Source organism: Streptomyces sp. NPDC001093, from assembly GCF_040298985.1.
Lineage (GTDB): Bacteria > Actinomycetota > Actinomycetes > Streptomycetales > Streptomycetaceae > Streptomyces.
Window position 1 is genome coordinate 37,351 of record NZ_JBEPBF010000027.1, and the last position, 21,280, is coordinate 58,630.

At 71.3% G+C, this 21,280-nt stretch carries 23 protein-coding genes; 14 read left to right on the forward strand and 9 right to left on the reverse strand.

What is annotated here, in order from left to right; translation table 11 throughout:
• Window positions 1-60: 60 nt before the first annotated feature.
• Window positions 61-912 (forward strand): sulfurtransferase, encoded by an 852-nt coding sequence (locus tag ABT288_RS16320; RefSeq protein WP_351607588.1) that lies wholly within the window; start codon window positions 61-63, stop codon window positions 910-912.
• A gap of 117 nt (window positions 913-1,029) precedes the next feature.
• Here ABT288_RS16320 and sepH read toward each other — a convergent pair whose 3' ends face one another.
• The 4 genes from sepH to ABT288_RS16340 form a co-directional block, all read right to left on the reverse strand.
• Window positions 1,030-2,070, reverse strand: a complete 1,041-nt coding sequence (gene sepH / locus ABT288_RS16325) for a septation protein SepH (RefSeq protein ID WP_351607590.1) — start codon at window positions 2,068-2,070, stop codon at window positions 1,030-1,032.
• Between the two features lie 764 nt (window positions 2,071-2,834).
• The gene (locus tag ABT288_RS16330; RefSeq protein WP_351607592.1) at window positions 2,835-3,173 is read right to left on the reverse strand and encodes a hypothetical protein; all 339 of its coding nucleotides are present in this window, start codon (window positions 3,171-3,173) and stop codon (window positions 2,835-2,837) included.
• Window positions 3,174-3,196: 23 nt separating this feature from the next.
• Window positions 3,197-4,516 (reverse strand): D-arabinono-1,4-lactone oxidase, encoded by a 1,320-nt coding sequence (locus ABT288_RS16335; protein WP_351607594.1) that lies wholly within the window; start codon window positions 4,514-4,516, stop codon window positions 3,197-3,199.
• Window positions 4,476-5,714 (reverse strand): MFS transporter, encoded by a 1,239-nt coding sequence (locus tag ABT288_RS16340; RefSeq protein WP_351607596.1) that lies wholly within the window; start codon window positions 5,712-5,714, stop codon window positions 4,476-4,478. The genes ABT288_RS16335 and ABT288_RS16340 overlap by 41 nt, the downstream gene beginning before the upstream one ends.
• A 172-nt stretch (window positions 5,715-5,886) precedes the next feature.
• Between ABT288_RS16340 and ABT288_RS16345 the strand changes: the two genes are divergently transcribed.
• Complete coding sequence (locus ABT288_RS16345) at window positions 5,887-7,014, forward strand: ferrochelatase (RefSeq protein ID WP_351607599.1); 1,128 nt, start codon at window positions 5,887-5,889, stop codon at window positions 7,012-7,014.
• 8 nt (window positions 7,015-7,022) lie between these two features.
• Window positions 7,023-7,838 carry an inositol monophosphatase family protein gene (locus ABT288_RS16350; RefSeq protein WP_351607601.1) on the forward strand — a complete coding sequence of 272 codons (816 nt, stop codon included), beginning with the start codon at window positions 7,023-7,025 and terminating at the stop codon, window positions 7,836-7,838.
• A gap of 81 nt (window positions 7,839-7,919) precedes the next feature.
• Here ABT288_RS16350 and ABT288_RS16355 read toward each other — a convergent pair whose 3' ends face one another.
• Entirely contained in the window at window positions 7,920-8,093 is a 174-nt protein-coding gene (locus tag ABT288_RS16355) for a hypothetical protein (RefSeq protein WP_023546087.1), read from the reverse strand.
• A gap of 416 nt (window positions 8,094-8,509) precedes the next feature.
• Here ABT288_RS16355 and ABT288_RS16360 point away from each other — a divergent pair, with 416 nt between their 5' ends.
• From ABT288_RS16360 to ABT288_RS16375, 4 genes are all read left to right on the forward strand, one after another.
• Window positions 8,510-9,163, forward strand: coding sequence for a response regulator transcription factor (locus tag ABT288_RS16360; RefSeq protein ID WP_023546086.1), 654 nt, complete (start codon window positions 8,510-8,512; stop codon window positions 9,161-9,163).
• Window positions 9,164-9,169: 6 nt separating this feature from the next.
• Window positions 9,170-10,417 (forward strand): sensor histidine kinase, encoded by a 1,248-nt coding sequence (locus ABT288_RS16365; RefSeq protein ID WP_351607604.1) that lies wholly within the window; start codon window positions 9,170-9,172, stop codon window positions 10,415-10,417.
• Between the two features lie 436 nt (window positions 10,418-10,853).
• Window positions 10,854-11,150: a DUF4193 domain-containing protein gene (locus ABT288_RS16370; protein ID WP_003997302.1), complete on the forward strand. Its 297-nt coding sequence runs from the start codon at window positions 10,854-10,856 to the stop codon at window positions 11,148-11,150.
• Between the two features lie 13 nt (window positions 11,151-11,163).
• The gene (locus ABT288_RS16375) at window positions 11,164-12,078 is read left to right on the forward strand and encodes a hypothetical protein (RefSeq protein WP_351607606.1); all 915 of its coding nucleotides are present in this window, start codon (window positions 11,164-11,166) and stop codon (window positions 12,076-12,078) included.
• 37 nt (window positions 12,079-12,115) lie between these two features.
• On the opposite strand, the gene ABT288_RS16380 is transcribed toward ABT288_RS16375, so the two are convergent.
• Window positions 12,116-12,580 (reverse strand): DUF3093 domain-containing protein, encoded by a 465-nt coding sequence (locus ABT288_RS16380; protein WP_351607608.1) that lies wholly within the window; start codon window positions 12,578-12,580, stop codon window positions 12,116-12,118.
• A 113-nt stretch (window positions 12,581-12,693) separates the two neighbouring features.
• Here ABT288_RS16380 and ABT288_RS16385 point away from each other — a divergent pair, with 113 nt between their 5' ends.
• The 7 genes from ABT288_RS16385 to ABT288_RS16415 all read left to right on the forward strand — a co-directional run bounded on the left by ABT288_RS16385 (window position 12,694) and on the right by ABT288_RS16415 (window position 19,334).
• Window positions 12,694-13,278, forward strand: a complete 585-nt coding sequence (locus ABT288_RS16385; RefSeq protein ID WP_351607611.1) for a PaaI family thioesterase — start codon at window positions 12,694-12,696, stop codon at window positions 13,276-13,278.
• Window positions 13,275-13,826 carry a dUTP diphosphatase gene (gene dut, locus ABT288_RS16390; RefSeq protein ID WP_351607614.1) on the forward strand — a complete coding sequence of 184 codons (552 nt, stop codon included), beginning with the start codon at window positions 13,275-13,277 and terminating at the stop codon, window positions 13,824-13,826. Before ABT288_RS16385 ends, dut begins: the two co-directional genes overlap by 4 nt.
• 1 nt (window position 13,827) lies before the next feature.
• Window positions 13,828-14,592, forward strand: coding sequence for a DUF3710 domain-containing protein (locus tag ABT288_RS16395; protein WP_351607617.1), 765 nt, complete (start codon window positions 13,828-13,830; stop codon window positions 14,590-14,592).
• A 262-nt stretch (window positions 14,593-14,854) separates the two neighbouring features.
• Window positions 14,855-17,413 (forward strand): ATP-binding protein, encoded by a 2,559-nt coding sequence (locus ABT288_RS16400; RefSeq protein WP_351607620.1) that lies wholly within the window; start codon window positions 14,855-14,857, stop codon window positions 17,411-17,413.
• On the forward strand, window positions 17,410-18,096 hold the full coding sequence (locus tag ABT288_RS16405) for a response regulator (protein ID WP_351607623.1): 687 nt from the start codon (window positions 17,410-17,412) through the stop codon (window positions 18,094-18,096). The genes ABT288_RS16400 and ABT288_RS16405 overlap by 4 nt, the downstream gene beginning before the upstream one ends.
• Window positions 18,097-18,155: 59 nt before the next feature.
• Window positions 18,156-18,554, forward strand: coding sequence for an OB-fold nucleic acid binding domain-containing protein (locus tag ABT288_RS16410; protein ID WP_351607625.1), 399 nt, complete (start codon window positions 18,156-18,158; stop codon window positions 18,552-18,554).
• A 3-nt stretch (window positions 18,555-18,557) separates the two neighbouring features.
• On the forward strand, window positions 18,558-19,334 hold the full coding sequence (locus ABT288_RS16415; protein WP_351607627.1) for a DUF3159 domain-containing protein: 777 nt from the start codon (window positions 18,558-18,560) through the stop codon (window positions 19,332-19,334).
• A gap of 224 nt (window positions 19,335-19,558) precedes the next feature.
• Here ABT288_RS16415 and ABT288_RS16420 read toward each other — a convergent pair whose 3' ends face one another.
• The 3 genes from ABT288_RS16420 to ABT288_RS16430 all read right to left on the reverse strand — a co-directional run bounded on the left by ABT288_RS16420 (window position 19,559) and on the right by ABT288_RS16430 (window position 21,183).
• Window positions 19,559-20,236 carry a potassium channel family protein gene (locus tag ABT288_RS16420; RefSeq protein ID WP_351607630.1) on the reverse strand — a complete coding sequence of 226 codons (678 nt, stop codon included), beginning with the start codon at window positions 20,234-20,236 and terminating at the stop codon, window positions 19,559-19,561.
• Window positions 20,236-20,907: a potassium channel family protein gene (locus ABT288_RS16425; RefSeq protein WP_351607669.1), complete on the reverse strand. Its 672-nt coding sequence runs from the start codon at window positions 20,905-20,907 to the stop codon at window positions 20,236-20,238. The genes ABT288_RS16420 and ABT288_RS16425 overlap by 1 nt, the downstream gene beginning before the upstream one ends.
• A gap of 147 nt (window positions 20,908-21,054) precedes the next feature.
• A complete protein-coding gene (locus tag ABT288_RS16430; protein WP_351607671.1) occupies window positions 21,055-21,183 on the reverse strand; it encodes a hypothetical protein in 129 nt (42 codons plus the stop codon).
• Window positions 21,184-21,280: the final 97 nt, after the last annotated feature.

Sequence of the window (21,280 nt, forward strand, 5' to 3'; positions counted from 1 at the left end):
CGGCCGAGCAGAGTAGTCGGACCTGGACGCCGCGGCCACCCCTGGCGTATGCATGGCGCCATGACAGCCATCATCACTACAACCCAACTCGCAGCCGACCTGACCGGCGACCGCCCGCCGGTGCTGCTGGACGTGCGCTGGCAGCTGAGCGTGGCGAAGGCGGCGGGTGCGCCGGCCTTCGACGGGCGGGCCGAGTACGCGGCCGGGCACATCCCCGGTGCGGTCTTCGTCGACCTGGACCGGGAACTGGCCGGAGAGCCCGGCCGGAACGGCCGGCATCCGCTGCCGGACCTCGCGGAGTTCGGCGCCGCGATGCGCCGTGCGGGCGTGTCGGCCGGCCGTCCGGTCGTCGTGTACGACGGCGGCCAGGGCTGGGCGGCGGCGCGCGCCTGGTGGCTGCTGCGCTGGACGGGTCACCCGGACGTGCGGGTCCTCGACGGCGGATTGCCCTCCTGGGAGGGCGACCTGTCGAACGAGGTGCCGGATGTGGCCGAGGGAGACTTCCGGCCGGTTCCTGCCGCGTCGGGTCTGCTGGACGCGGACGGGGCCGCGGCCCTTGCCCGCACGGGTGTGCTGCTGGACGCGCGGGCGGGGGAGCGGTACCGCGGTGAGGTGGAGCCGATCGACCGGGTCGGCGGCCACATCCCGGGCGCGGTGTCGGCACCGACGACGGAGAACGTGGGCCCCGACGGCCGTTTCCTGCCCCCGGCCGAGCTGCGGGACCGCTTCAAGGCCCTGGGCGTCTCCACGGACACCGAGGTCGGCGTGTACTGCGGCTCGGGCGTCTCCGGCGCCCACGAGGTCCTCGCGCTCGCGGTGGCCGGCATTCCGGCGGCGCTGTACGCCGGTTCCTGGTCCGAATGGTCCTCGGACCCGTCCCGTCCGGTGGCGGTGGGCGCGGATCCGCAGTAGCGCCAGCCGGGGAGCGGGGCACACACGCGTGCGGCCGGAAAGCCGGGCACGCACGCGTGCAGCCGGAAGGTGGGGGCACGCACGCGTACCCCCACTTTTCCGTTTCCGTACGGCCGGTTACTCCTGCTTCTTGCGGCGCGTGCCGAACACGATCTCGTCCCAGCTCGGCACGGCGGCACGGCGGCCTGGGCGGACGCCGTCGGCCTCCGCCTGGCGGTCGGTGGCGCCGATGAGCCGGTCGCGGTGGCTGCCGACGGAGCGGGGCATGAGGACGTCCGCGTAGGCCGAACCGGCCGAGGCGGCGGGGGCCGGCGGCTCCTCGGCGGCCGGTTCGTCGGCGGGCTCCTCCGGTGTCTCCGCCGGGCGCTCCGGGACCACCAGGTCACCCCGGAAGCTCGGCACCGCCTCCAGCAGGCTGGTCAGCGAGTCGCGTTCGCCCGTGCTCTCCTCGGCGGGCTCGGACGGCTGCGCGGGCAGGCTCGGCCGCTCCCGCTCGCTCCGCTCCAGCGCGCGGTCCATCGAACGCTCGCGTGGCAGGCGGGCGATGCGCGGCACGAACGGGAAGCTCGGCTCGGGCACGGCGAGGTCGTCGGACTCGCCGATCAGCGAGCGTGCCTCGTCGTCCACGGCCTGCACGAGCCGCCGGGGCGGGTCGTACGTCCAGCTCGCCGAGTGCGGTTCGCCCGCGACGCGGTAGACGAGGAGCACCTCCCAGGTGCCGTCGTCGCGGCGCCAGGAGTCCCACTGCACGGTGTCCTTCTCGGCGCCGCGCAGCAGCAGCCGCTCCTGCACCGCCTCGCCGAGCAGCGGCCCGGAGTTCTCGCCGGGGCGGCGGACCGGGGTCTTGCGGGCGCGCTCGGCCATGAAGGCACGCTCGGCCAGCACGGGACCCTCGAAGCGGCGGACCCGGTCGACGGGGATGCCGGCGAGCTGCGCGACCTCCTCCGCGGTGGCACCCGCGCGTATACGCGCCTGGATGTCACGCGGGCGCAGATGGCTCTCGACCTCGATCTCGATCTGGCCGAGGCGCGGCCGGTCGCCGCGCACGGCGGCGCGCAACCGTTCGTCGATCGGAAGGGTGTACTCCGTTGCGTCGGCAGCCTTGAGCACCAGCCGTGTGCCGTCATTCGAGACGGCCACGACACGCAGTTCGGGCATGGGGACCTCCCGGGTGGTGCCTGCCGACGTCACGTGCGTCGCTGCTTCCGCTAGTCGAGTGTGGCCTGCCCGGGTGCAGCCTGCCACAACCTTGCCGAGTTGCCCGGCGTGTCGGGCACGGGCCCTGGGTCGCCGTTATGGCACGGTTACCTATTCGCAACGCTAAGTGACCAAAACTGTCACCCTGTGCAACTAGCCCCCTCCCGGCGGTCCTTCAAGGCCGCGGACACCCTGGTGGGGGACCGGACCCAGGGCTCGCAACAGTACTCCATTTGGACCATGTGCGTGGATGGGCGCGCCGCCCAACTTCTGGCAAGGCTCGCGACTTGGCCGCCGGCAAGCGGTTTTGCCGATCACGAACGTGGCGAACTTCACGCAATCGCCAGAAACGGAACTAATGGTTTCTGGCGCGCGTCCCTCTTTCGTGCAGCCGGTGGACCGATGTCGATCAAGTACGGGAAAGGCGGGCAAGTTCCGGGTATGCGTGAAACGCCCGATGCGGGTCGCAAACGGATCGACCTGAGCGTCCCCCAGGTCGCGGGCGGTGCCCTCGCGGCCGTCGTGGCGGCCAAACTGGCGTCGTACTTCGGGGTGTACGGCACCATCCTCGGCGCGGGTGTCGTGAGTGCCGTCGCCACCTGCGGGGGCTCGCTGTTCCAGCACTTCTTCAAGCGGACCGGGGAGCAGTTGAGGGAGGCGACGGTCACGGCCCGTCCCAGGGGGCAAGTGCCACCGGCTCCGGGCGAGTTCACCGAGGGCACCGTCTACCGCGCGGGAGTGAGGAGCCGACGGCGGCCGGTGATCGCGGCCGCCGTCGTGTTCGGGGTGACCATGGCCGGTGTCACGACGTACGAACTGGTGTCCGGCAATGCCTTCAGCGGCGGCAGGGGCACGACGGTCAGCGACGCCGTCACCGGCCGGAGCTCGCACTCCTCGACGTCCGATGCGCCCGCCGGGTCCGGGGACGCACCGCCGCCTTCGCGCATCCCGTCCCGCGCACACACACCCGATGCCGGCGGCGGTACGGCCCACAGCGCGACGCCGACGCCCGGCGACTCCCCGGGCGGGCAGGCCGGCGGCCCGAGCCCGTCCCCGACCCCCACGCCCAGCGGATCCGCCCAGACGCCTACGACCCCAGAACCCTCCGCAAGTAGTCGTTCTGGAACAGCCGTTCCGGGTCAAGGCGGTCCCTCAGCGCGGTGAACTCGCCGAAGCGCGGGTAGACGCGCGCGAAGTACTCGGCGTCCCGGGTGTGCACCTTGCCCCAGTGCGGCCGGCCCTCGTGGGCCGTGAAGATCCGCTCGGCGGCGGTGAAGTAGGCCTGGTACGGCGTGCCCCGGAACATGTGAACGGCGACGTAGGCGCTGTCCCGCCCCGAGGCGGTGGAGAGGGTGATGTCATCGGCCGGGGCGGTGCGCACCTCGACGGGGAAGCTGACGCGCAGCCCCGAGCGTTCGACCATGGACTTCAGCTCGCGCAGCGTCTCCGCCAGGGCCGCGCGGGGGACGGCGTACTCCATCTCCACGAAGCGCACCCGGCGCGGCGAGGTGAAGACCTTGTAAGGGATGTCCGTGTACGTCCGCGCGGACAGCGCCTTGCTGGAGATCCGCGCGATGGCCGGAACGGCGGCGGGGGCGGCGCGGCCGACCCACTGGGCCACCTGGAAGACGCCGTTGGACAGGAACTCGTCCTCGAACCAGCCGGCCAGCTGCCCCACGGGCTGTTCGGGACCGGCGCTGCGGTTGTTCCGCTTGGTGTTGGTGTTGCCGGTGTGCGGGAACCAGTAGAACTCGAAGTGCTCGTTCTCCGCCCAGAGTTGGTCGAACTCGGCGAGGACCCGGTCGAGGGGCATCGGCTCCTCGCGCGCGGTGAGCAGGAACAGAGGTTCCACGGCGAAGGTGATCGCGGTGACGATGCCGAGGGCACCGAGGCCTATTCGGGCGGCCGCGAAGACCTTCGGATTCTCCTTCTCGGAGCAGGTCAGCACCGAGCCGTCGGCCGTGACGAGTTCGAGCCCGGTGATCTGGGCGGCGATCGAGGCCGACTCACGGCCCGTGCCGTGTGTGCCGGTGCTGGTGGCCCCGGAGACCGTCTGCTCCATGATGTCGCCCATGTTGGTGAGCGACAGTCCCTCGCGCGCCAGAGCCGCATTGAGTCTCTTGAGCGGGGTGCCGGCCTCCACGGTGACCGTCATGGCTTCACGGTCAATCTTGCGGATTCCGGTCAACAGTTGAGGGCGGATCAACACACCGTCGGTGGCCGCGATGGACGTGAAGGAGTGCCCGGTCCCGACCGCCTTCACCTTCAGACCGTCCTCGGCGGCCCGGCGTACCGCGGCGGCCAGCTCCTCCACCGACGCCGGCGCGACCTGCCGGGCGGGCCGGGCGGAGACGTTCCCGCCCCAGTTACGCCAGGTGCCGTTCTTCCCGCTCGCTGTGCTGCTCAACGGTGCCTCCCCGACCCGCGGCCGGCCTGCGCAGCCGGCGGTACCCGAGGAAACCGACCGCGACCGCGACGGCCCCGGACACGGCCGGAACCCCGTACCCGGCCCGTGCCCCGGCGGCGTCGATCACCGAGCCGGCCACGGAGGAGCCGAGCGCGACACCGACCGCGAGGCCGGTGCTCACCCAGGTCATGCCCTCGGTGAGCCGCGCGCGAGGTACGTGCTCTTCGATGAGGGACATCGTCGTGATCATCGTCGGTGCGATGGACAGCCCCGCAACGAACAGCGCCACGGCCAGAAGCGGCAGGTTTCCGACCAGTAGGAGGGGGATCATACTCACGGCCATCGCCGCCACGCCCAGCAGCCAGCGGCGTTCCGGCGCCCCGGTGAACCGCAGCAGCCCGAAGACCGCCCCGGCCACGCAGGATCCGGCCGCGTACAGCGCCAGGACCACGCTGGCGGCGCCCTTGTGGCCGCGCTCGTCGGCGAAGGCGACGGTGACCACGTCCACCGAGCCGAAGATCGCACCGGTCGCCATGAAGGTCGCCACCAGCACCTGGAGCCCGCCCGAGCGCAGGGCCGTACCGCCGCCGTGCTGCTCGCGCGGGTGCGGTTCGGGTTCGGTGGCGCGCTGGGCGGTGAGCCAGAAGACGCCGGCGGCCAGGAAGCAGGCGGCGAGCAGCGGGCCGGCCTCCGGGAACCAGGCCGTGGACAGGCCGATCGAGATGATCGGGCCGAAGATGAAGCAGATCTCGTCGACGACCGACTCGAACGAGTACGCGGTGTGCAGCTTGCCGGTGCCCCGGTACAGCGCCGCCCAGCGGGCCCGGATCATCGCGCCCAGGCTCGGCACGGAGCCGATCCCGGCGGCGCAGACGAACAGCACCCACTCCGGCCACTTGGCGTACGCCGCGAGCAGCAGCCCGGCCGCCGCCGTGAGGGCCACCAGGGTCGCGGGGCGCAGCACCCGGCGCTGCCCGTGCTGGTCGACGAGCCGGGAGATCTGCGGCCCGATCACCGCGGCGGACAGCGCGATGGTGGCCGACAGCGCGCCTGCGAGCCGGTACCGCCCGGTCAACTGGGAGACCATCGTGACCACGCCGATGCCCATCATCGACAGCGGCATCCGGCCGAGGAATCCCGCGGCGGAGAACGCCTTGGTGCCGGGTTCGGTGAACAGGGCTCTGTAGGGGCTGGGCACGGGGTCTCCGAAGCGGCTCGGTAAGGCGCGAATGCGGCTGATACAGGTTACGAGTTAGGCGACCCTAAGCGCACCTTGTTGGCCGGCAGGAAAAACCGGCATAAACCGACTGGAACCCGACTCGTCACCCTGCTGTTTCCTGGCTGTCAGCACCGAGTGGCAGGATCGAGACATGCCAGACGCGCTCGATGCCACCCCGTACGACGCCCTGCTCCTGCTCTCCTTCGGCGGTCCCGAAGGCCCGGACGACGTGGTCCCGTTCCTGGAGAACGTCACGCGCGGACGCGGCATCCCGAAGGAACGCCTGAAGGAAGTCGGGCAGCACTACTTCCTGTTCGGCGGGGTCAGCCCCATCAACGACCAGAACCGCGCCCTGCTGGACGCCCTGCGCAAGGACTTCGCCGAGCACGGCCTGGACCTGCCCGTCTACTGGGGCAACCGCAACTGGGCGCCGTATCTGACGGACACCCTGCGCGAGATGGCCGCCGACGGCCGCCGCCGCATCCTGGTGCTGGCCACCAGCGCCTACGCCTCCTACTCGGGCTGCCGCCAGTACCGCGAGAACCTCGCGGACGCGCTGGCCACGCTGGAGGCGGAGGGCCTGGAGCTGCCGAAGATCGACAAGCTCCGGCACTACTTCAACCATCCGGGCTTCGTCGAGCCCATGATCGACGGTGTGCTGCGCTCCCTCGAAGACCTCCCCGAGGACGTTCGCGCCGACGCCCACATCGCCTTCACGACGCACTCCATCCCGACCTCCGCCGCCGACACCTCCGGCCCCGTCGAGGTCCACGGGGAGGGCGGCGCCTACGTCGAGCAGCACCTGGACGTGGCCCAGCTGATCGCCGACGCCGTCCGCGAGCGCACCGGCGTCGACCACCCCTGGCGGCTCGTCTACCAGTCACGTTCGGGCGCCCCGCACATCCCGTGGCTGGAGCCGGACATCTGCGACCACCTCGAGGAGCAGCACGCGGCGGGCGTCCCGGCCGTGGTCATGGCGCCCATCGGGTTCGTCTCCGACCACATGGAGGTCCTGTACGACCTCGACACCGAGGCCAAGGCCAAGGCCGAGGAGCTGGGCCTGCCGGTGCGCCGCTCGGCCACCGTGGGCGCCGACCCCCGGTTCGCCGCCGCCGTCCGGGACCTGATCATGGAGCGCGCCGCCGTGGCGCGCGGTCAGGAGGTCACCCCGTGCGCCCTGGGCACGCTGGGCGCGAGCCACAACCTCTGCCCGGTCGGCTGCTGCCCGGCCCGTGCGCCCCACCCGGCCGCCGCCGGCGCCGACAGCCCCTACGCGTGAGGAGACCCGTGACCGACCCCCTGCACCGGGAACTGCTGGAACTGGCCCAGGAGGCCGCCCGCCGCGCCGGTGAGCTGCTGCGGGACGGCCGCCCGGCCGACCTGGCCGTGGCGAGGACCAAGTCCAGTCCGATCGACGTCGTCACCGAGATGGACATCGCGGCGGAGAAGCTGATCACCGATCTGATCTCCGGCCGGCGGCCCGACGACGGCTTCCTCGGCGAGGAGGGCGCCTCCGTGGCCGGCACCAGTGGTGTGCGCTGGGTGATCGACCCGCTCGACGGCACGGTGAACTACCTGTACGGGCTGCCGACCTGGGCGGTGTCCATCGCGGCCGAGCGGGACGGGGAGACGGTCGTCGGGGTGGTCGCCGCCCCGATGCGCGGCGAGACGTACCACGCGGTACGAGGCGGCGGCGCATGGGCCACCGGCGCATGGGAGGGCGACCGGGCGCTCGCCTGCCGTCCCGCGCCCCCTCTCGACCAGGCGCTGGTCTCCACCGGCTTCAACTACGTCGCCGAGGTCCGCGCCCACCAGGCCCAGGTGGCCGGCCGGCTGATCCCGCTGCTGCGGGACATCCGCCGCAGCGGCTCGGCGGCGGTGGACCTGTGCGATGTGGCCTGCGGCCGGCTCGACGGGTACTACGAGCGGGGCCTGAACGCGTGGGACTTCGCGGCAGGTGACCTGATCGCCCGGGAGGCGGGCGCGCTGGTCGGTGGACGGCCCGGGGAGCGGCCGTCACGCGATCTGACCGTCGCCGCCTCCCCGGGGGTGTTCGAGCCGCTGCAGGGGCTGCTGGAGGAGTTCGGGGCGTGGCACGACTGAGCGCGACCGTCCCCGGCCGCTGAACGCAAAGGGACCCCGGCGCTGGATTCGCCGGGGTCCCCTCTTGCGCTTTCGGGCCGATCAGACGCGTGACGCGCCGACCTCCACACCGTGTTCGGCGGCGAGGCGTCGCAGGTCGTCGAGCTCTGCCTGCTCCACTTCGACGAGGAAGTCGTCACCCTCGTCACGAGCCCGCGACAGGTCGGACTCGGTCGCCCTTATGCGCTGCAGAAGTCCTGCGGTGAAAGCGTCCATGCTGCGCCCCCTCGTCCTGGGTCGTGGGTCGGTGGCACGGGGGTGTGCCTGTTGGGAAAAGGACGATCACGTCTCTCACGGGTGCCCAGCGCTGCCCTGCCGGGCGGCGACGGTGCCGGACACCCGCGCCCACTCTGCGGAAGCGGATCGCGGAGTACCGCATGGTGCTGCGGCACATGCAGAGCGTGATCGCGGGGTGTAAAGCCGTCCTCCCCCCGCTCCCTCACCCGGAAACCTCAACCGGAGGAGAAAATCTCGTATTCCTGCCCCGGGGCACCGATCTGTGCGGTCCACAACCCGCCTTACAGCCGACTTACGGCCGAAAAGGGCAGGATGGAGGTCACACCCCACGAACACCCCTGCCCGCACGCGCCGACGGCGCGCTACGCGGGTGGACATGAGGAAGGACAAGCGACGTGCGCGTACTCGTCGTCGAGGACGAGCAGCTGCTCGCCGATGCGGTGGCCACCGGACTGCGCCGGGAGGCCATGGCCGTCGACGTCGTGTACGACGGTGCGGCCGCCCTGGAGCGCATCGGCGTCAACGACTACGACGTGGTCGTCCTCGACCGCGACCTCCCGCTGGTGCACGGCGACGACGTCTGCCGCAAGATCGTCGAGCTGGGCATGCCCACCCGCGTGCTCATGCTCACGGCGTCCGGCGACGTCAGCGACCGTGTCGAGGGCCTGGAGATCGGCGCCGACGACTATCTGCCCAAGCCCTTCGCGTTCAGCGAACTGATCGCGCGCGTGCGCGCCCTCGGCCGCCGTACGAGTGTTCCCCTGCCGCCGGTCCTGGAGCGCGCCGGCATCAAGCTGGACCCGAACCGCCGCGAGGTGTTCCGCGAGGGCAAGGAGATCCAGCTCGCGCCCAAGGAGTTCGCGGTGCTGGAGGTGCTCATGCGCAGCGAGGGCGCCGTGGTCTCGGCCGAGCAGCTGCTGGAGAAGGCCTGGGACGAGAACACCGACCCGTTCACCAACGTCGTACGGGTGACCGTGATGACCCTGCGGCGCAAGCTGGGCGAGCCGCCGGTGATCGTCACCGTCCCCGGCTCCGGCTACCGGATCTGATCGGCCATGGCCGCCACCCCCGCGCCGCCCCAGGCGCCACCGAAACCCACCTGGGACCCCAGAAGGCCGCAGGCCCCCTTCCCGTGGCTGCGCCCGACCATCCGCATACGGCTCACGCTGCTGTACGGCGGCATGTTCCTGATCGCCGGCATCCTGCTGCTGTCGATCATCTACCTGCTGGCCGCGCAGGCGATCAGCACCGGCAACCAGCCGCTGTTCAAGATCGTCAGTGGTACGTCGATCCGGGTCTCCAGCGACAACTGCCCCGCGATCAACACCACCAGCCTGCCGCTGTCGGAGTTCAACGACGCGATCGCCCAGTGCGTGGACCACCAGCGCCAGGCGGCCCTGGACGACCTGCTCAGCCGTTCGCTCCTGGCCCTGCTGGGCCTCGCCGTGATCGCGTTCGCGTTCGGTTACGCGATGGCCGGCCGGGTGCTGTCCCCGCTCGGCCGGATCACCCGTACCGCCCGCCAGGTGGCCGGTTCCGACCTGTCCCGCCGGATCGAGCTGGACGGCCCGGACGACGAGCTGAAGGAGCTGGCGGACACCTTCGACGACATGCTGGAGCGGCTGCAGCGGGCCTTCACCGCCCAGCAGCGCTTCGTCGGCAATGCCTCCCACGAGCTGCGCACCCCGCTCGCGATCAACAGAACGCTCCTCGAGGTGCATCTGTCGGACCCGAACGCACCCATGGAGCTGCAGCAGCTCGGAAAGACCCTGCTGGCCACCAACGAGCGCAGCGAGCAACTGGTCGAGGGCCTGCTGCTGCTCGCCCGCAGCGACAACCAGATCGTCGAGCGGGGGCCCGTCGACCTGGCCGAGGTCGCCACCCAGGCCATCGACCAGGTGCACGCCGAGGCCGAGGCCAAGGGCGTGAAGATCCGCGGCGAGCGCAAGCCGGCGGTGGTGCAGGGCAACGGCGTGCTGCTGGAGCGGATCGCGCTGAACCTGGTGCAGAACGCAGTCCGGTACAACGTGGCCGAGGATGGCTGGGTCGAGGTGAACACCGAGGTCCAGCACGGGCAGGCGGTGCTGATCGTCACGAACACCGGGCCGGTGGTGCCGGCGTACGAGATCGACAACCTCTTCGAGCCCTTCAGGCGGCTCCGTACGGAGCGCACGGGCAGCGACAAGGGGGTGGGCCTCGGCCTGTCCATCGTCCGGTCCGTGGCCCGCGCGCACGGCGGCCACATCGTGGCGCAGCCCCGCGAGGGCGGCGGCCTGGTGATGCGGGTCACGCTTCCGCTGTGATCCGTGACCGAGCGTGACCGGGCCGTCCGACCGGGTGGCGCGGGCTCGGGCCGACACACGCGGGAGATGTTCGCTTGACGCGGAATTTTCCAGCCGCCGAATGGGCTTGCTGTTGTGTGATCGATCACATGGGCGGATTTTCAGCCATGTACGCTCCGTGATCATGAAACATGGCGGAAAGCCGGGAAAGTCCTGGTTTTCAGGGCACTTGATCACGGGAAGTACACGGTGAGGCGCCTTTGAGGTGCGGCATTGGAACCGTGTACGGTCCTCACCGCCATCCAAGCCGATCACTCTTGAGGGGTCGGGTTGGGTGTCGATTGAGTAACAGACCTTGATGTGAGGCAAAATCTCCGCCTCAGGTCGGGCACAAGTCCGGCCTCTCACGCGTTACGTGCGCTGGAGACACCGCAGACACCCAGAGGGGGAGAGCGATATGGCAACCGATTACGACACTCCACGCAAGACCGACGACGACGTCGACTCGGACAGCCTTGAAGAGCTGAAGGCCCGGCGGAACGACAAGTCCACCTCGTCGGTGGACGTCGACGAGTTCGAGGCCGCCGAGGGTCTCGAGCTGCCCGGCGCCGACCTCTCGAACGAGGAGCTGGCCGTCCGGGTGCTGCCGAAGCAGCAGGACGAGTTCACCTGCATGAGCTGCTTCCTGGTGCACCACCGCAGCCAGCTGGCCAGGGAGAAGAACGGTCAGCCGATCTGCCGCGACTGCGACTGAGGTCGGGTCGGCCGTGTCTGGCTCGACCCCTCCCCGGAAGCGCCGCTTCCCCCTGGGGCAAGCGGACGAAGGGCCGTCCGACGGCCCGCACGGCGCGCGTGACGACGAGCGGGGCGCACCCGGAGTGGTGGCCCCGCTCGAACCGGCGACCGACCGGGCAGACCACCCGGCGCCGGTACGGCAGCCCGCGCCCGTCGCCCGGCGGCGGGCCGCGGTGATCAGCGAGAGAGCCCGGGACATGGCCCGGGAAGGGGTCCGCAGGGGCGGCAGCCGTGCTCGCGCGGGCCTGGGCTACCTCGTGGACCGGATCATCGAGATCGCTCCGCGGGTCCCCGTGCGCGACCTCGCGACCCTGCGCCGGCAGTTCCCGGGCGTCGGGCCCGAAGAGCTCGCCGACAAGCTGGTGGCGGGCGCGGCGGCCGGCACCTCGACGGTCGGAGCGGGGATCGGAGCGGCGGCGATGCTGCCGGTGCCGCCCGCGATGCCGACCGAACTGGCCGCGGAGATCACCGGAGTCGCCGCGATCGAGCTGAAGCTCATCGCCGAGCTGCACGAGGTCTACGGCGTACGGCCGCCCGGGAACCTCAAGACCCGCAGTACCGCGTATCTGTCCTCCTGGTCGGGGGAGCGCGGGATCGACGTGATGAAGCCGTCGACGTACGACACCGCCCTCGGCGGCCGCATGAAGCGCGAACTGCGCCAGCAGATCATGAAGCGGATGGTCCGGGACCTGCCCAACCTGATGCCGTTCATGGTCGGCGCGGCGGTGGGCGCCGTCATGAACCGCCGGGACACCAAGAGGCTCGCCGCCCATGTCCGGGCCGACCTGCGCAAGATCCAGGTGCCGTGGGACGAACTGCCCGAGCTTCCGCCGCTGGAGGAGCCGGCCGAGCCCTTGAAGCTGCGCGACCTACCCGAAGAGCTCTAGACATCCGCCAAGAGCGTCCTGGCGCCCACCAGGGCCTTCAGGCGTTCGCCTTGCGCGCGGCCTCGATCGCCGCCGCCAGCCGCTCCGGCTCCCGCGTCGACAGGTACAGGTACGGCGTGGGGTCCTCCGGGTCGGTGACCTCCACCCGCAGCGCCGTCGGGATGTAGGCGCGCAGCAGCAGAAAGGCGCGGGTGTCGGCCTTGTACGTCCGCCAGGCGCGGGCCTCCTCCGCGTCCAGCACCTCGGACTCGCCCAGCGCCGACACCGGGATCTTCGCCTCGCCCGCGACCAGCGAGTCGCCCACCACCCGGATGCGCTGGGAGCCGTACGCGCTCGCGACCACCGCCGCCGCGGCGGTACCGCCGACCAGGCCGCCGAGCAGCGGCAGGGTGCCGAAGGGAAGCAGGATCAGGGCGAAGGAGACGCCCACGAGAAAGCTGATCAGCCACCACGAGCGGGGGGTGGTGAGACGTTCTTCGTAGGGGGTGGCGGAGAGCTGCATGGAGCCAAGCTTGGCACGGGATCCGAAGTTGGCCACGGTCAGGGGCAGTCAGCGCGAAGCGCGGTCAGGCAGGGCGGTGGTGGGTGACGGACGGGCGGGTAAGGTCTGCGCCTGTGAGTGGTAGTTCCGTAAGCCTTCAGCCTCCCGCCGACGCGGTGAAACCGGTACGGCACCCCGACGCGCCCGCGCCCGGAGAACTCCTCGGCGCCCATTACGAACACTGTTTCGGGTGTGGCCCCGGGCAGCCGCACGGACTGCACCTGGAGGCCCGGGCCGGCGAGGGTGTCTCGCTGACCGCCGAGTTCACCGTCCAGTCCGCCCACCAGGGCGCCCCGGGCCTCGCGCACGGCGGAGTGCTGGCCACGGCCCTCGACGAGACCCTCGGCTCGCTGAACTGGCTGCTGCGGACCATCGCCGTCACCGGCCGGCTGGAGACCGACTTCGTGCGGCCCGTGCCCGTCGGCACCACGCTGTACCTGGAGGCCGAGGTCACCGCCGTCGCCGGCCGGAAGATCTACTCCACCGCCACCGGACGCATCGGCGCCCCCGACGGGCCCCTCGCGGTCCGCGCCGACGCCCTCTTCATCGAGGTCAAGGTCGACCACTTCATCGACCACGGCCGCACGGAGGAGATCCAGGCCGCCATGAGCGACCCGGACCGGATCCGGCGTACCCGCGCCTTCGAGGTGAACCCGTGAGCCGTGGTCCCCTGAACGTGCTGCTCCGCCGCGTCGACCCCGACGTACCCCTTCCGGCGTACGAGCATCCGGGGGACGCCGGAGCCGATCTGCGCACGACCGAGCCGTGCGAACTGGGACCCGGGGAGCGGGCCGTCCTCCCCACGGGTGTGTCGATCGCCCTGCCCGAGGGGTACGCGGCCTTCGTGCACCCGCGTTCCGGGCTCGCCGCTCGCTGCGGTGTCGCCCTCGTGAATGCCCCGGGGACGGTTGATGCCGGGTACCGTGGGGAGATCAAGGTGATCGTGGTGAATCTCGACCCGCGCGAGTCCGTGCGGTTCGAGCGCTTCGACCGGATTGCCCAACTGGTCGTCCAGCAGGTCGAGAGGGTCCGCTTCCAGGAGGTCGCGGAGCTTCCCGACTCCACGCGGGCCGAAGGGGGCTTCGGGTCCACCGGCGGCCATGCCGCGGTGGGCGGCGAGAGCGGCACAAGCGGTCAGACCGCCGATGGCGGTCCGACGGGTGGGAATCGATACGCTTCGGTCGTATCCGACCGGGAAGGACAGTGACGTGTTCGGACGTCGCAAGAAGAAGGGTGCCGCCGAGGACGCGGCCGGCGAGGCCGAGCAGGTCGTCGACAGCGTCGACACCGAGGCGGACGAGGAAGAAGAGGCCGAGCGCGAGCGCGTCCGGCTGGAGCCCGGGCCCCGGCCCGACGGGCCCTGGGACAGCAGCGAGGTGCGCGACCCGGCCGAGGGCCGCGTGGACCTCGGCGGACTGTTCGTACCGGGCGTCGACGGCATGGAGCTCAGGGTCGAGGTCGCCGGTGACGCGATCGTCGCCGCGACTGTCGTGCTGCGCGACAGCGCCATCCAGCTGCAGGCCTTCGCCGCGCCCAAGCGCGAGGGCATCTGGGGCGAGGTCCGCGAGGAGATCGGGTCCGGCATCACCCAGCAGGGTGGCATCGTCGACGAGGTCGAGGGCCCGCTCGGCTGGGAGCTGCGTGCGCAGGTGCCGGTGCAGCTGCCGGACGGCACGGGCGGTTTCCAGGTCGTGCGCTTCGTGGGCGTGGACGGCCCGCGGTGGTTCCTGCGGGGTGTGATCTCCGGGCAGGGCGCGGTGCAGCCGCAGGCCGCGGGGCTGCTGGAGCAGATCTTCCGCGACACGGTCGTGGTGCGCGGTGAGGGGCCGATGGCGCCCCGCGACCCGATCGTCCTGAAGCTGCCGAACGACGCGCAGATGGTCCCCGAAGGGGTGCAGCAGGAGGAGTCCTCCCGCTTCTCGGGCGGGATGGGCCAGCTGCAGCGCGGCCCGGAGATCACAGAGGTCCGCTGACGGCTTCAGCGGGGATGCATGGGCCGTGCCCTTCCGGGGGTGCGGCCCGTTTTCTGCGGGGTCGCGCCGTTGCCAATCCGTTCGTGGCCGTGTGGGGCACGCCGTCGTGGGGTTGCTGCGGACCGTCGTCCGCAGCAGGTCAGCGGGCTCATCAGAGTTGCGTCAAAGTTGTCCGCCGCACGCCCTCCTGTCCCGTTTGCCGTGATTGTTGGCCGTAAGGTCGACGCTGCGTAGGCGGCAGTCACGGGAAGAGAATGGAGTCATGGCACGCGGCAAGCTTCGGATCTACCTCGGTGCGGCACCCGGCGTGGGCAAGACCTACGCCATGCTCTCCGAGGCGCATCGCCGCGTGGAGCGGGGCACCGACTGTGTCGTGGCCTACGTCGAGCACTACGACCGGCCGCGCACCGAGGTGATGCTGCACGGTCTGGAGCAGGTGCCGCGCAAGCGGCTGGAGTACCGGGGCACCACCTTCGGCGAGATGGACGTCGACGCCGTCCTGCGCCGGGCGCCGGCCGTCGCCCTGGTGGACGAACTCGCCCACACGAACATCCCCGGCTCGCGCAACGCCAAGCGCTGGCAGGACGTGGAGGAGCTGCTGGCCGCCGGGATCGACGTCGTCTCGACCGTCAACATCCAGCATCTGGAGTCACTCGGCGACGTGGTCGAGTCGATCACGGGGATCCGGCAGCGCGAGACCGTCCCGGACGAGGTCGTACGGCGGGCCGACCAGATCGAGCTGGTCGACATGTCCCCGCAGGCCCTGCGCCGCCGGATGGCGCACGGCAACATCTACAAGCCCGACAAGGTCGACGCGGCCCTGTCCAACTACTTCCGCCCCGGGAACCTGACCGCCCTGCGCGAACTGGCGCTGCTGTGGGTGGCCGACCGGGTCGACGAGTACCTGAACGCCTACCGCAGCGAACACCGGGTCTCCAAGATCTGGGGCTCCCGCGAGCGGATCGTGGTCGGCCTGACCGGCGGCCCCGAGGGGCGCACCCTGATCCGCCGGGCCGCGCGGCTCGCCGAGAAGGGCGCCGGCGGCGAGGTGCTCGCCGTGTACATAGCCCGCAGCGACGGGCTGACCTCGGCCTCCCCGAAGGAACTGGCCGTCCAGCGCACCCTCGTGGAGGACCTGGGCGGCACCTTCCACCACGTCGTCGGCGACGACATACCGGCCGCCCTGCTGGACTTCGCGCGGGGTGTGAACGCCACCCAGATCGTGCTGGGCTCCTCACGCCGCAAAGCCTGGCAGTACGTCTTCGGGCCCGGCGTCGGTGCCACGGTCGCCCGCGAGTCCGGTCCCGACCTGGACGTCCACATCGTCACCCACGAAGAGGTCGCCAAGGGCCGCGGACTGCCCGTGGCCCGGGGCGGACGGCTCGGGCGGGCACGGATCATCTGGGGCTGGGCGGTGGGCCTGGTGGGTCCGGTGGTCCTCGCGGTGCTGCTGAACTCCGTCGACCTCGGCCTCGCCAACGACATGCTGCTGTTCCTGTCCGTCACCGTCGCGGCGGCGCTGCTCGGCGGTCTGATGCCCGCGCTGGCCTCGGCGGCCTTCGGCTCACTGCTGCTGAACTACTTCTACACCCCGCCCCTGCACCGGCTGACCATCGCCGACCCCAAGAACATCGTCGCCATCGCGATCTTCGTCGGGGTCGCCGTGTCCGTGGCCTCGGTGGTGGACCTCGCCGCCCGGCGCACCCACCAGGCCGCCCGGCTGCGCGCCGAGTCGGAGATACTCTCCTTCCTCGCCGGGAACGTGCTGCGCGGCGAGACCAGCCTGGAGGAGCTGCTGGAGCGGGTCCGGGAGACCTTCGCGATGGAGTCGGCCGCGCTGCTGGAGCGGGCGGGCGACGTCGAGCCGTGGACCTGCGCCGGGCGGGCCGGATTCGGGCGCCCGCTGGAGCGGCCCGAGGACGCCGACGTCGACATGCCCGTCGGCGACCACATGGCGCTCGCGCTCACCGGCCGGGTGCTGCCCGCCGAGGACCGCCGGGTGCTCGCCGCCTTCGCCGCACAGGCCGCCGTCGCCCTGGACCGCCGGCGCCTGCAGGAGGAGGCCGACCAGGCCCGGGCGCTCGCCGAGGGCAACCGCATCCGCACCGCGCTGCTCGCCGCCGTCAGCCACGACCTGCGCACGCCCCTGGCCGGCATCAAGGCGGCGGTGTCGAGCCTGCGCTCCGACGACGTGTCCTGGTCCGAGGAGGACCAGGCGGAGCTGCTGCAGGGCATCGAGGAGGGCGCCGACCGGCTGGACCACCTCGTCGGCAACCTCCTCGACATGTCCCGCCTGCAGACCGGCACGGTCACCCCGCTGATCCGCGAGATCGACGTGGACGAGGTCGTACCGGTGGCCCTCGGCGGCGTACCCGAGGACAGCGTCGAGCTGGACGTGCCGGAGTCGCTGCCCATGGTCGAGGTCGACCCCGGGCTGCTGGAGCGTTCGGTGGCCAACCTGGTGGAGAACGCCGTCAAGTACAGCCCGAAGGGCCGGTCCGTGGTGGTCTCCGCCAGTGCCATCGCCGACCGGGTCGAGGTGCGGGTGGTGGACCGCGGGCCGGGCGTGCCGGACGCGGCCAAGGACCGCATCTTCGAGCCGTTCCAGCGGTACGGTGACGCCCCGCGCGGCGCCGGGGTCGGGCTCGGCCTCGCGGTCGCCCGGGGCTTCGCCGAGGCCATGGGCGGCACCCTCAACGCCGAGGACACGCCGGGCGGCGGACTCACCATGGTCCTCAGCCTCCGCGCGGCAGGATCGCGTCCCGAGCCCCTCGAAACAGGCCGGGACCTCGCAGAACCAGAAAGGCAGACGACTCTATGACCCGGGTGCTCGTGGTCGACGACGAGCCGCAGATCGTGCGCGCCCTCGTGATCAACCTCAAAGCGCGCAAGTACGAGGTCGACGCGGCGCCCGACGGCCGTACCGCCCTGGAACTCGCCGCCTCCCGCCATCCCGACGTGGTCGTGCTCGACCTGGGTCTGCCCGACATGGACGGCGTCGAGGTGATCAGGGGCCTGCGCGGCTGGACCCGCGTGCCCATCCTGGTCCTGTCCGCCCGGCACTCCTCGGACGAGAAGGTCGAGGCGCTGGACGCGGGCGCCGACGACTACGTCACCAAGCCCTTCGGCATGGACGAGCTGCTGGCCCGGCTGCGGGCCGCCGTACGCCGGGCCGAGCCGGTCGGGCCCGGCGAGGACGACCTGACGACCGTCGAGACCGAGGGCTTCACGGTCGACCTGGCCGCCAAGAAGGTCAACCGCGCCGGCAGGGACGTCCGCCTCACCCCGACCGAGTGGCACCTGCTGGAGGTGCTGGTCCGCAACACCGGCCGCCTGGTCAGCCAGAAGCAGCTGCTGCAGGAGGTGTGGGGGCCGTCGTACGGCACCGAGACCAACTACCTGCGGGTGTACATGGCCCAGCTGCGGCGGAAGCTGGAGACGGACCCCTCGCACCCGAAGCACTTCATCACCGAGCCGGGTATGGGATATCGCTTCGAGAAGTGAGCGGGCCGCGAAGTGAGCTGGGCTACGGCGCTGTCGGTGGGCCCCGGTACGCTTCACGTATGAGTGCTGTTCCTCGTTCCGAAAAGCCGGCCGGCCGGTTCCGGCGCATGCTCGACCGGCTCTCCTCGTCGCAGGAGGACCTGGAGTCCGAGGAGCTGCGTGAGGACGCCGAGACCTCGGGCTGTACCAAGATCGGCGACTGCCACGACCGGCAGATCGTCACCGTAACTGGTACCTTGCGCACGGTCACCCTGCGTCCCCGCGCCGGGGTCCCCGCCCTGGAGGCCGAGCTGTTCGACGGCTCCGCGGCGCTGGACGTGGTGTGGCTCGGCAGGCGTTCCATCGTGGGCATAGAACCGGGGCGCAAGCTGATCGCATCGGGCCGGATCTCGATGAGCCGGGGCCGCCGGGTGCTGTTCAACCCGAAATACGAACTGCGACCCCTCGGACGGGAGTAGCCGGTGACGTCCCTCGACAAGCCGACCGAAGGCACCGACCAGAGTCCGCCCGACGAGACCGGCGATGCCCGTGCGGTGACCGAGGCCGCGCTGTTCGAGGCGTTCGGCGGTGTCCGCGGCATGGTCGAGACGGTCGTGCCCGGCCTGCTCTTCGTCGCGATCTTCACGGTGAACAAGAACCTGCACGTGTCGGCGATCGCCGCGCTGGCCGTGTCCCTGGTCCTGGTCGTGGTCCGGCTCGCGATGAAGGACACCGTCAAGCATGCCTTCAGCGGCGTCTTCGGCGTGGCCTTCGGTGTCGCGTTCGCGATGTTCACCGGGAACGCCAAGGACTTCTACCTCCCCGGCATGCTCTACACGCTGGGCCTGGGGCTGGCCTACATCGTCACGACCCTCGCCGGGGTGCCCCTGATCGGCCTCATCCTCGGCCCGGTCTTCAAGGAGAACCTCTCCTGGCGCACCCGCAACCCGGGCCGCAAGAAGGCCTACGCGAAGGCCAGTTGGGCCTGGGGCCTGATCCTCCTCGCCAAGTGCGCGATCCTCTTCCCGCTCTACTGGTGGTCCGACACCACCAAGCTGGGCTGGGTGCTGGTCATCCTGAAGATCCCGCCGTTCCTGCTGGCGGTCTGGCTCACCTGGGTCTTCCTCGCGAAGGCCCCCGCGCCCATCGACGTCTTCGCCGAGATGGAGGCCGAGGAGCAGGCCGAGAAGGAGCGCACGGCGGCGCCGGCCGGGGAAGCGGGCGAACCGACGGGCGGCCGGCACCGCCGGGAGGCGTAGCCGCCACAGGCCGTGATCCGCGCCGGCCCGGGACCGCCGAGGTCCCGGGCCGTTCGCATGGCCTCGACACCCGTGCGGTGAGGGGGCGCGTGCTGCCGCGGCAGCGGTATGAGCGGCGCGCGGCCGACGGCAGCCGACGCTCAGGGGCGGTGCTCCAGGCGTCCGCGCGCGAAGGGCCCGGCGGATCCGACGATCCCCGGGCCCTCGGTGCGGCAGCGCACGGGCTAGCTCGACGTGTCCTCGCGCCGCACCGACAGCAGCTCCTCCAGCTGTTCCTCGCGGGCCTGGGCGGCCACGAAGAGCAGTTCGTCGCCCGGCTCCAGGGAGTCCTCCTTGGACGGGGTCAGGACGCGGGTGCCGCGGATGATCGTGACCAGGGAGGTGTCCTCGGGCCACTCGACGTCGCCGACCTGGGTGCCGGCCAGGGCCGACTCCTCGGGCAGGGTCAGCTCGACGAGGTTGGCGTCACCGTGGCTGAAGCGGAGCAGGCGGACCAGGTCGCCGACGCTCACCGCCTCCTCGACCAGGGCGGACATCAGGCGCGGGGTGGAGACGGCCACGTCCACGCCCCAGGCCTCGTTGAACAGCCACTCGTTCTTCGGGTTGTTGACGCGGGCGACGACGCGCGGGACGCCGTACTCCGTCTTGGCGAGCAGCGAGACGACCAGGTTGACCTTGTCGTCGCCGGTCGCGGCGATGACGACGTTGCAGCGCTGCAGCGCCGCCTCGTCCAGGGACGTGATCTCGCAGGCGTCGGCCAGCAGCCACTCCGCCTGGGGCACCCGCTCCACCGAGATGGCGGTCGGGGCCTTGTCGATGAGCAGGACCTCGTGGCCGTTCTCCAGCAGCTCGCCCGCGATCGAGCGGCCGACGGCACCGGCTCCGGCAATGGCGACCCTCATCAGTGACCGCTCTCCTCTTCCGGGCCCTGGGCGAACGCCGCCTCGACCTTCTCGACGTCGTCCGCCCGCATCATCACATGCACGAGGTCGCCCTCCTGCAGCACCGTCTGCGAGGTCGGCAGGATCGCTTCGCCGAGGCGGGTCAGGAACGCCACGCGGACGCCCGTCTCCTCCTGCAGCTTGCTGATCTTGTGCCCGACCCACTTCGGGGAGGCGTGCACCTCGGCGAGCTGCACCCCGCCGGTGGGGTCGCGCCACAGCGGCTCGGCACCGGAGGGCAGCAGCCGGCGCAGCATCTGGTCGGCGGTCCAGCGGACCGTCGCCACGGTGGGGATGCCGAGCCGCTGGTAGACCTCGGCGCGGCGCGGGTCGTAGATACGGGCGGCCACGTTCTCCACGCCGAACATCTCACGGGCCACGCGCGCGGAGATGATGTTGGAGTTGTCACCGCTGGAGACGGCGGCGAAGGCGCCGGCCTCCTCGATGCCGGCCTCGCGCAGGGTGTCCTGGTCGAAGCCCACACCGGTGACCCGGCGGCCCCCGAAGCCAGGGCCCAGCCGACGGAAGGCGGTCGGGTCCTGGTCGATCACGGCGACCGTATGGCCCTGTTGCTCCAGGGTCTGGGCGAGAGCGGAACCCACTCTCCCGCAGCCCATGATGACGATGTGCACGACCGTCCTTCCGATGTCAAGAGTCATTGACTTGGCCTTAACAGGTTCTCAGACCGAGGCCCAAAGCTACACACGGGCGCCAGGGGTCGGGCACCCCCCGTGCGGGTTCCTCGTGACCACGATCGGCGATCATGCGCGTGGGCGGCGTCAGCGGTCGGTGTCCGCGATCACCGGGGGCGGGGGACGGCGAGTGATGCTGCGCACGCTGCACAGGGTCAGGATTCCGAGGCCGAGCAGGGCGAGCGTCGCCCCGATCAGCTCCGCGGGCGCGGGCATGGGACCTCCGAGGTGCGATGACATGCGGGGTCTGCCATCTAGGCACGGGGAGCGCGCGGACCACGGAATCCGCAGTTCCGCGCGCCCCCGATTTCAC

What these genes read in the sequence shown, in the direction of transcription:
- ABT288_RS16405 (WP_351607623.1), top strand. Translation starts at nt 17,410, where the DNA reads ATGACCCGGGTGCTCGTGGTCGACGACGAGCCGCAGATCGTGCGCGCC.
- ABT288_RS16400 (WP_351607620.1), top strand. Translation starts at nt 14,855, where the DNA reads ATGGCACGCGGCAAGCTTCGGATCTACCTCGGTGCGGCACCCGGCGTG.
- sepH (WP_351607590.1), bottom strand. Translation starts at nt 2,070, where the DNA reads ATGCCCGAACTGCGTGTCGTGGCCGTCTCGAATGACGGCACACGGCTG.
- ABT288_RS16355 (WP_023546087.1), bottom strand. Translation starts at nt 8,093, where the DNA reads ATGGACGCTTTCACCGCAGGACTTCTGCAGCGCATAAGGGCGACCGAG.
- ABT288_RS16345 (WP_351607599.1), top strand. Translation starts at nt 5,887, where the DNA reads ATGCCAGACGCGCTCGATGCCACCCCGTACGACGCCCTGCTCCTGCTC.
- ABT288_RS16410 (WP_351607625.1), top strand. Translation starts at nt 18,156, where the DNA reads ATGAGTGCTGTTCCTCGTTCCGAAAAGCCGGCCGGCCGGTTCCGGCGC.
- ABT288_RS16370 (WP_003997302.1), top strand. Translation starts at nt 10,854, where the DNA reads ATGGCAACCGATTACGACACTCCACGCAAGACCGACGACGACGTCGAC.
- ABT288_RS16420 (WP_351607630.1), bottom strand. Translation starts at nt 20,236, where the DNA reads ATGAGGGTCGCCATTGCCGGAGCCGGTGCCGTCGGCCGCTCGATCGCG.
- ABT288_RS16365 (WP_351607604.1), top strand. Translation starts at nt 9,170, where the DNA reads ATGGCCGCCACCCCCGCGCCGCCCCAGGCGCCACCGAAACCCACCTGG.
- ABT288_RS16430 (WP_351607671.1), bottom strand. Translation starts at nt 21,183, where the DNA reads ATGCCCGCGCCCGCGGAGCTGATCGGGGCGACGCTCGCCCTGCTCGGC.
- ABT288_RS16320 (WP_351607588.1), top strand. Translation starts at nt 61, where the DNA reads ATGACAGCCATCATCACTACAACCCAACTCGCAGCCGACCTGACCGGC.
- ABT288_RS16380 (WP_351607608.1), bottom strand. Translation starts at nt 12,580, where the DNA reads ATGCAGCTCTCCGCCACCCCCTACGAAGAACGTCTCACCACCCCCCGC.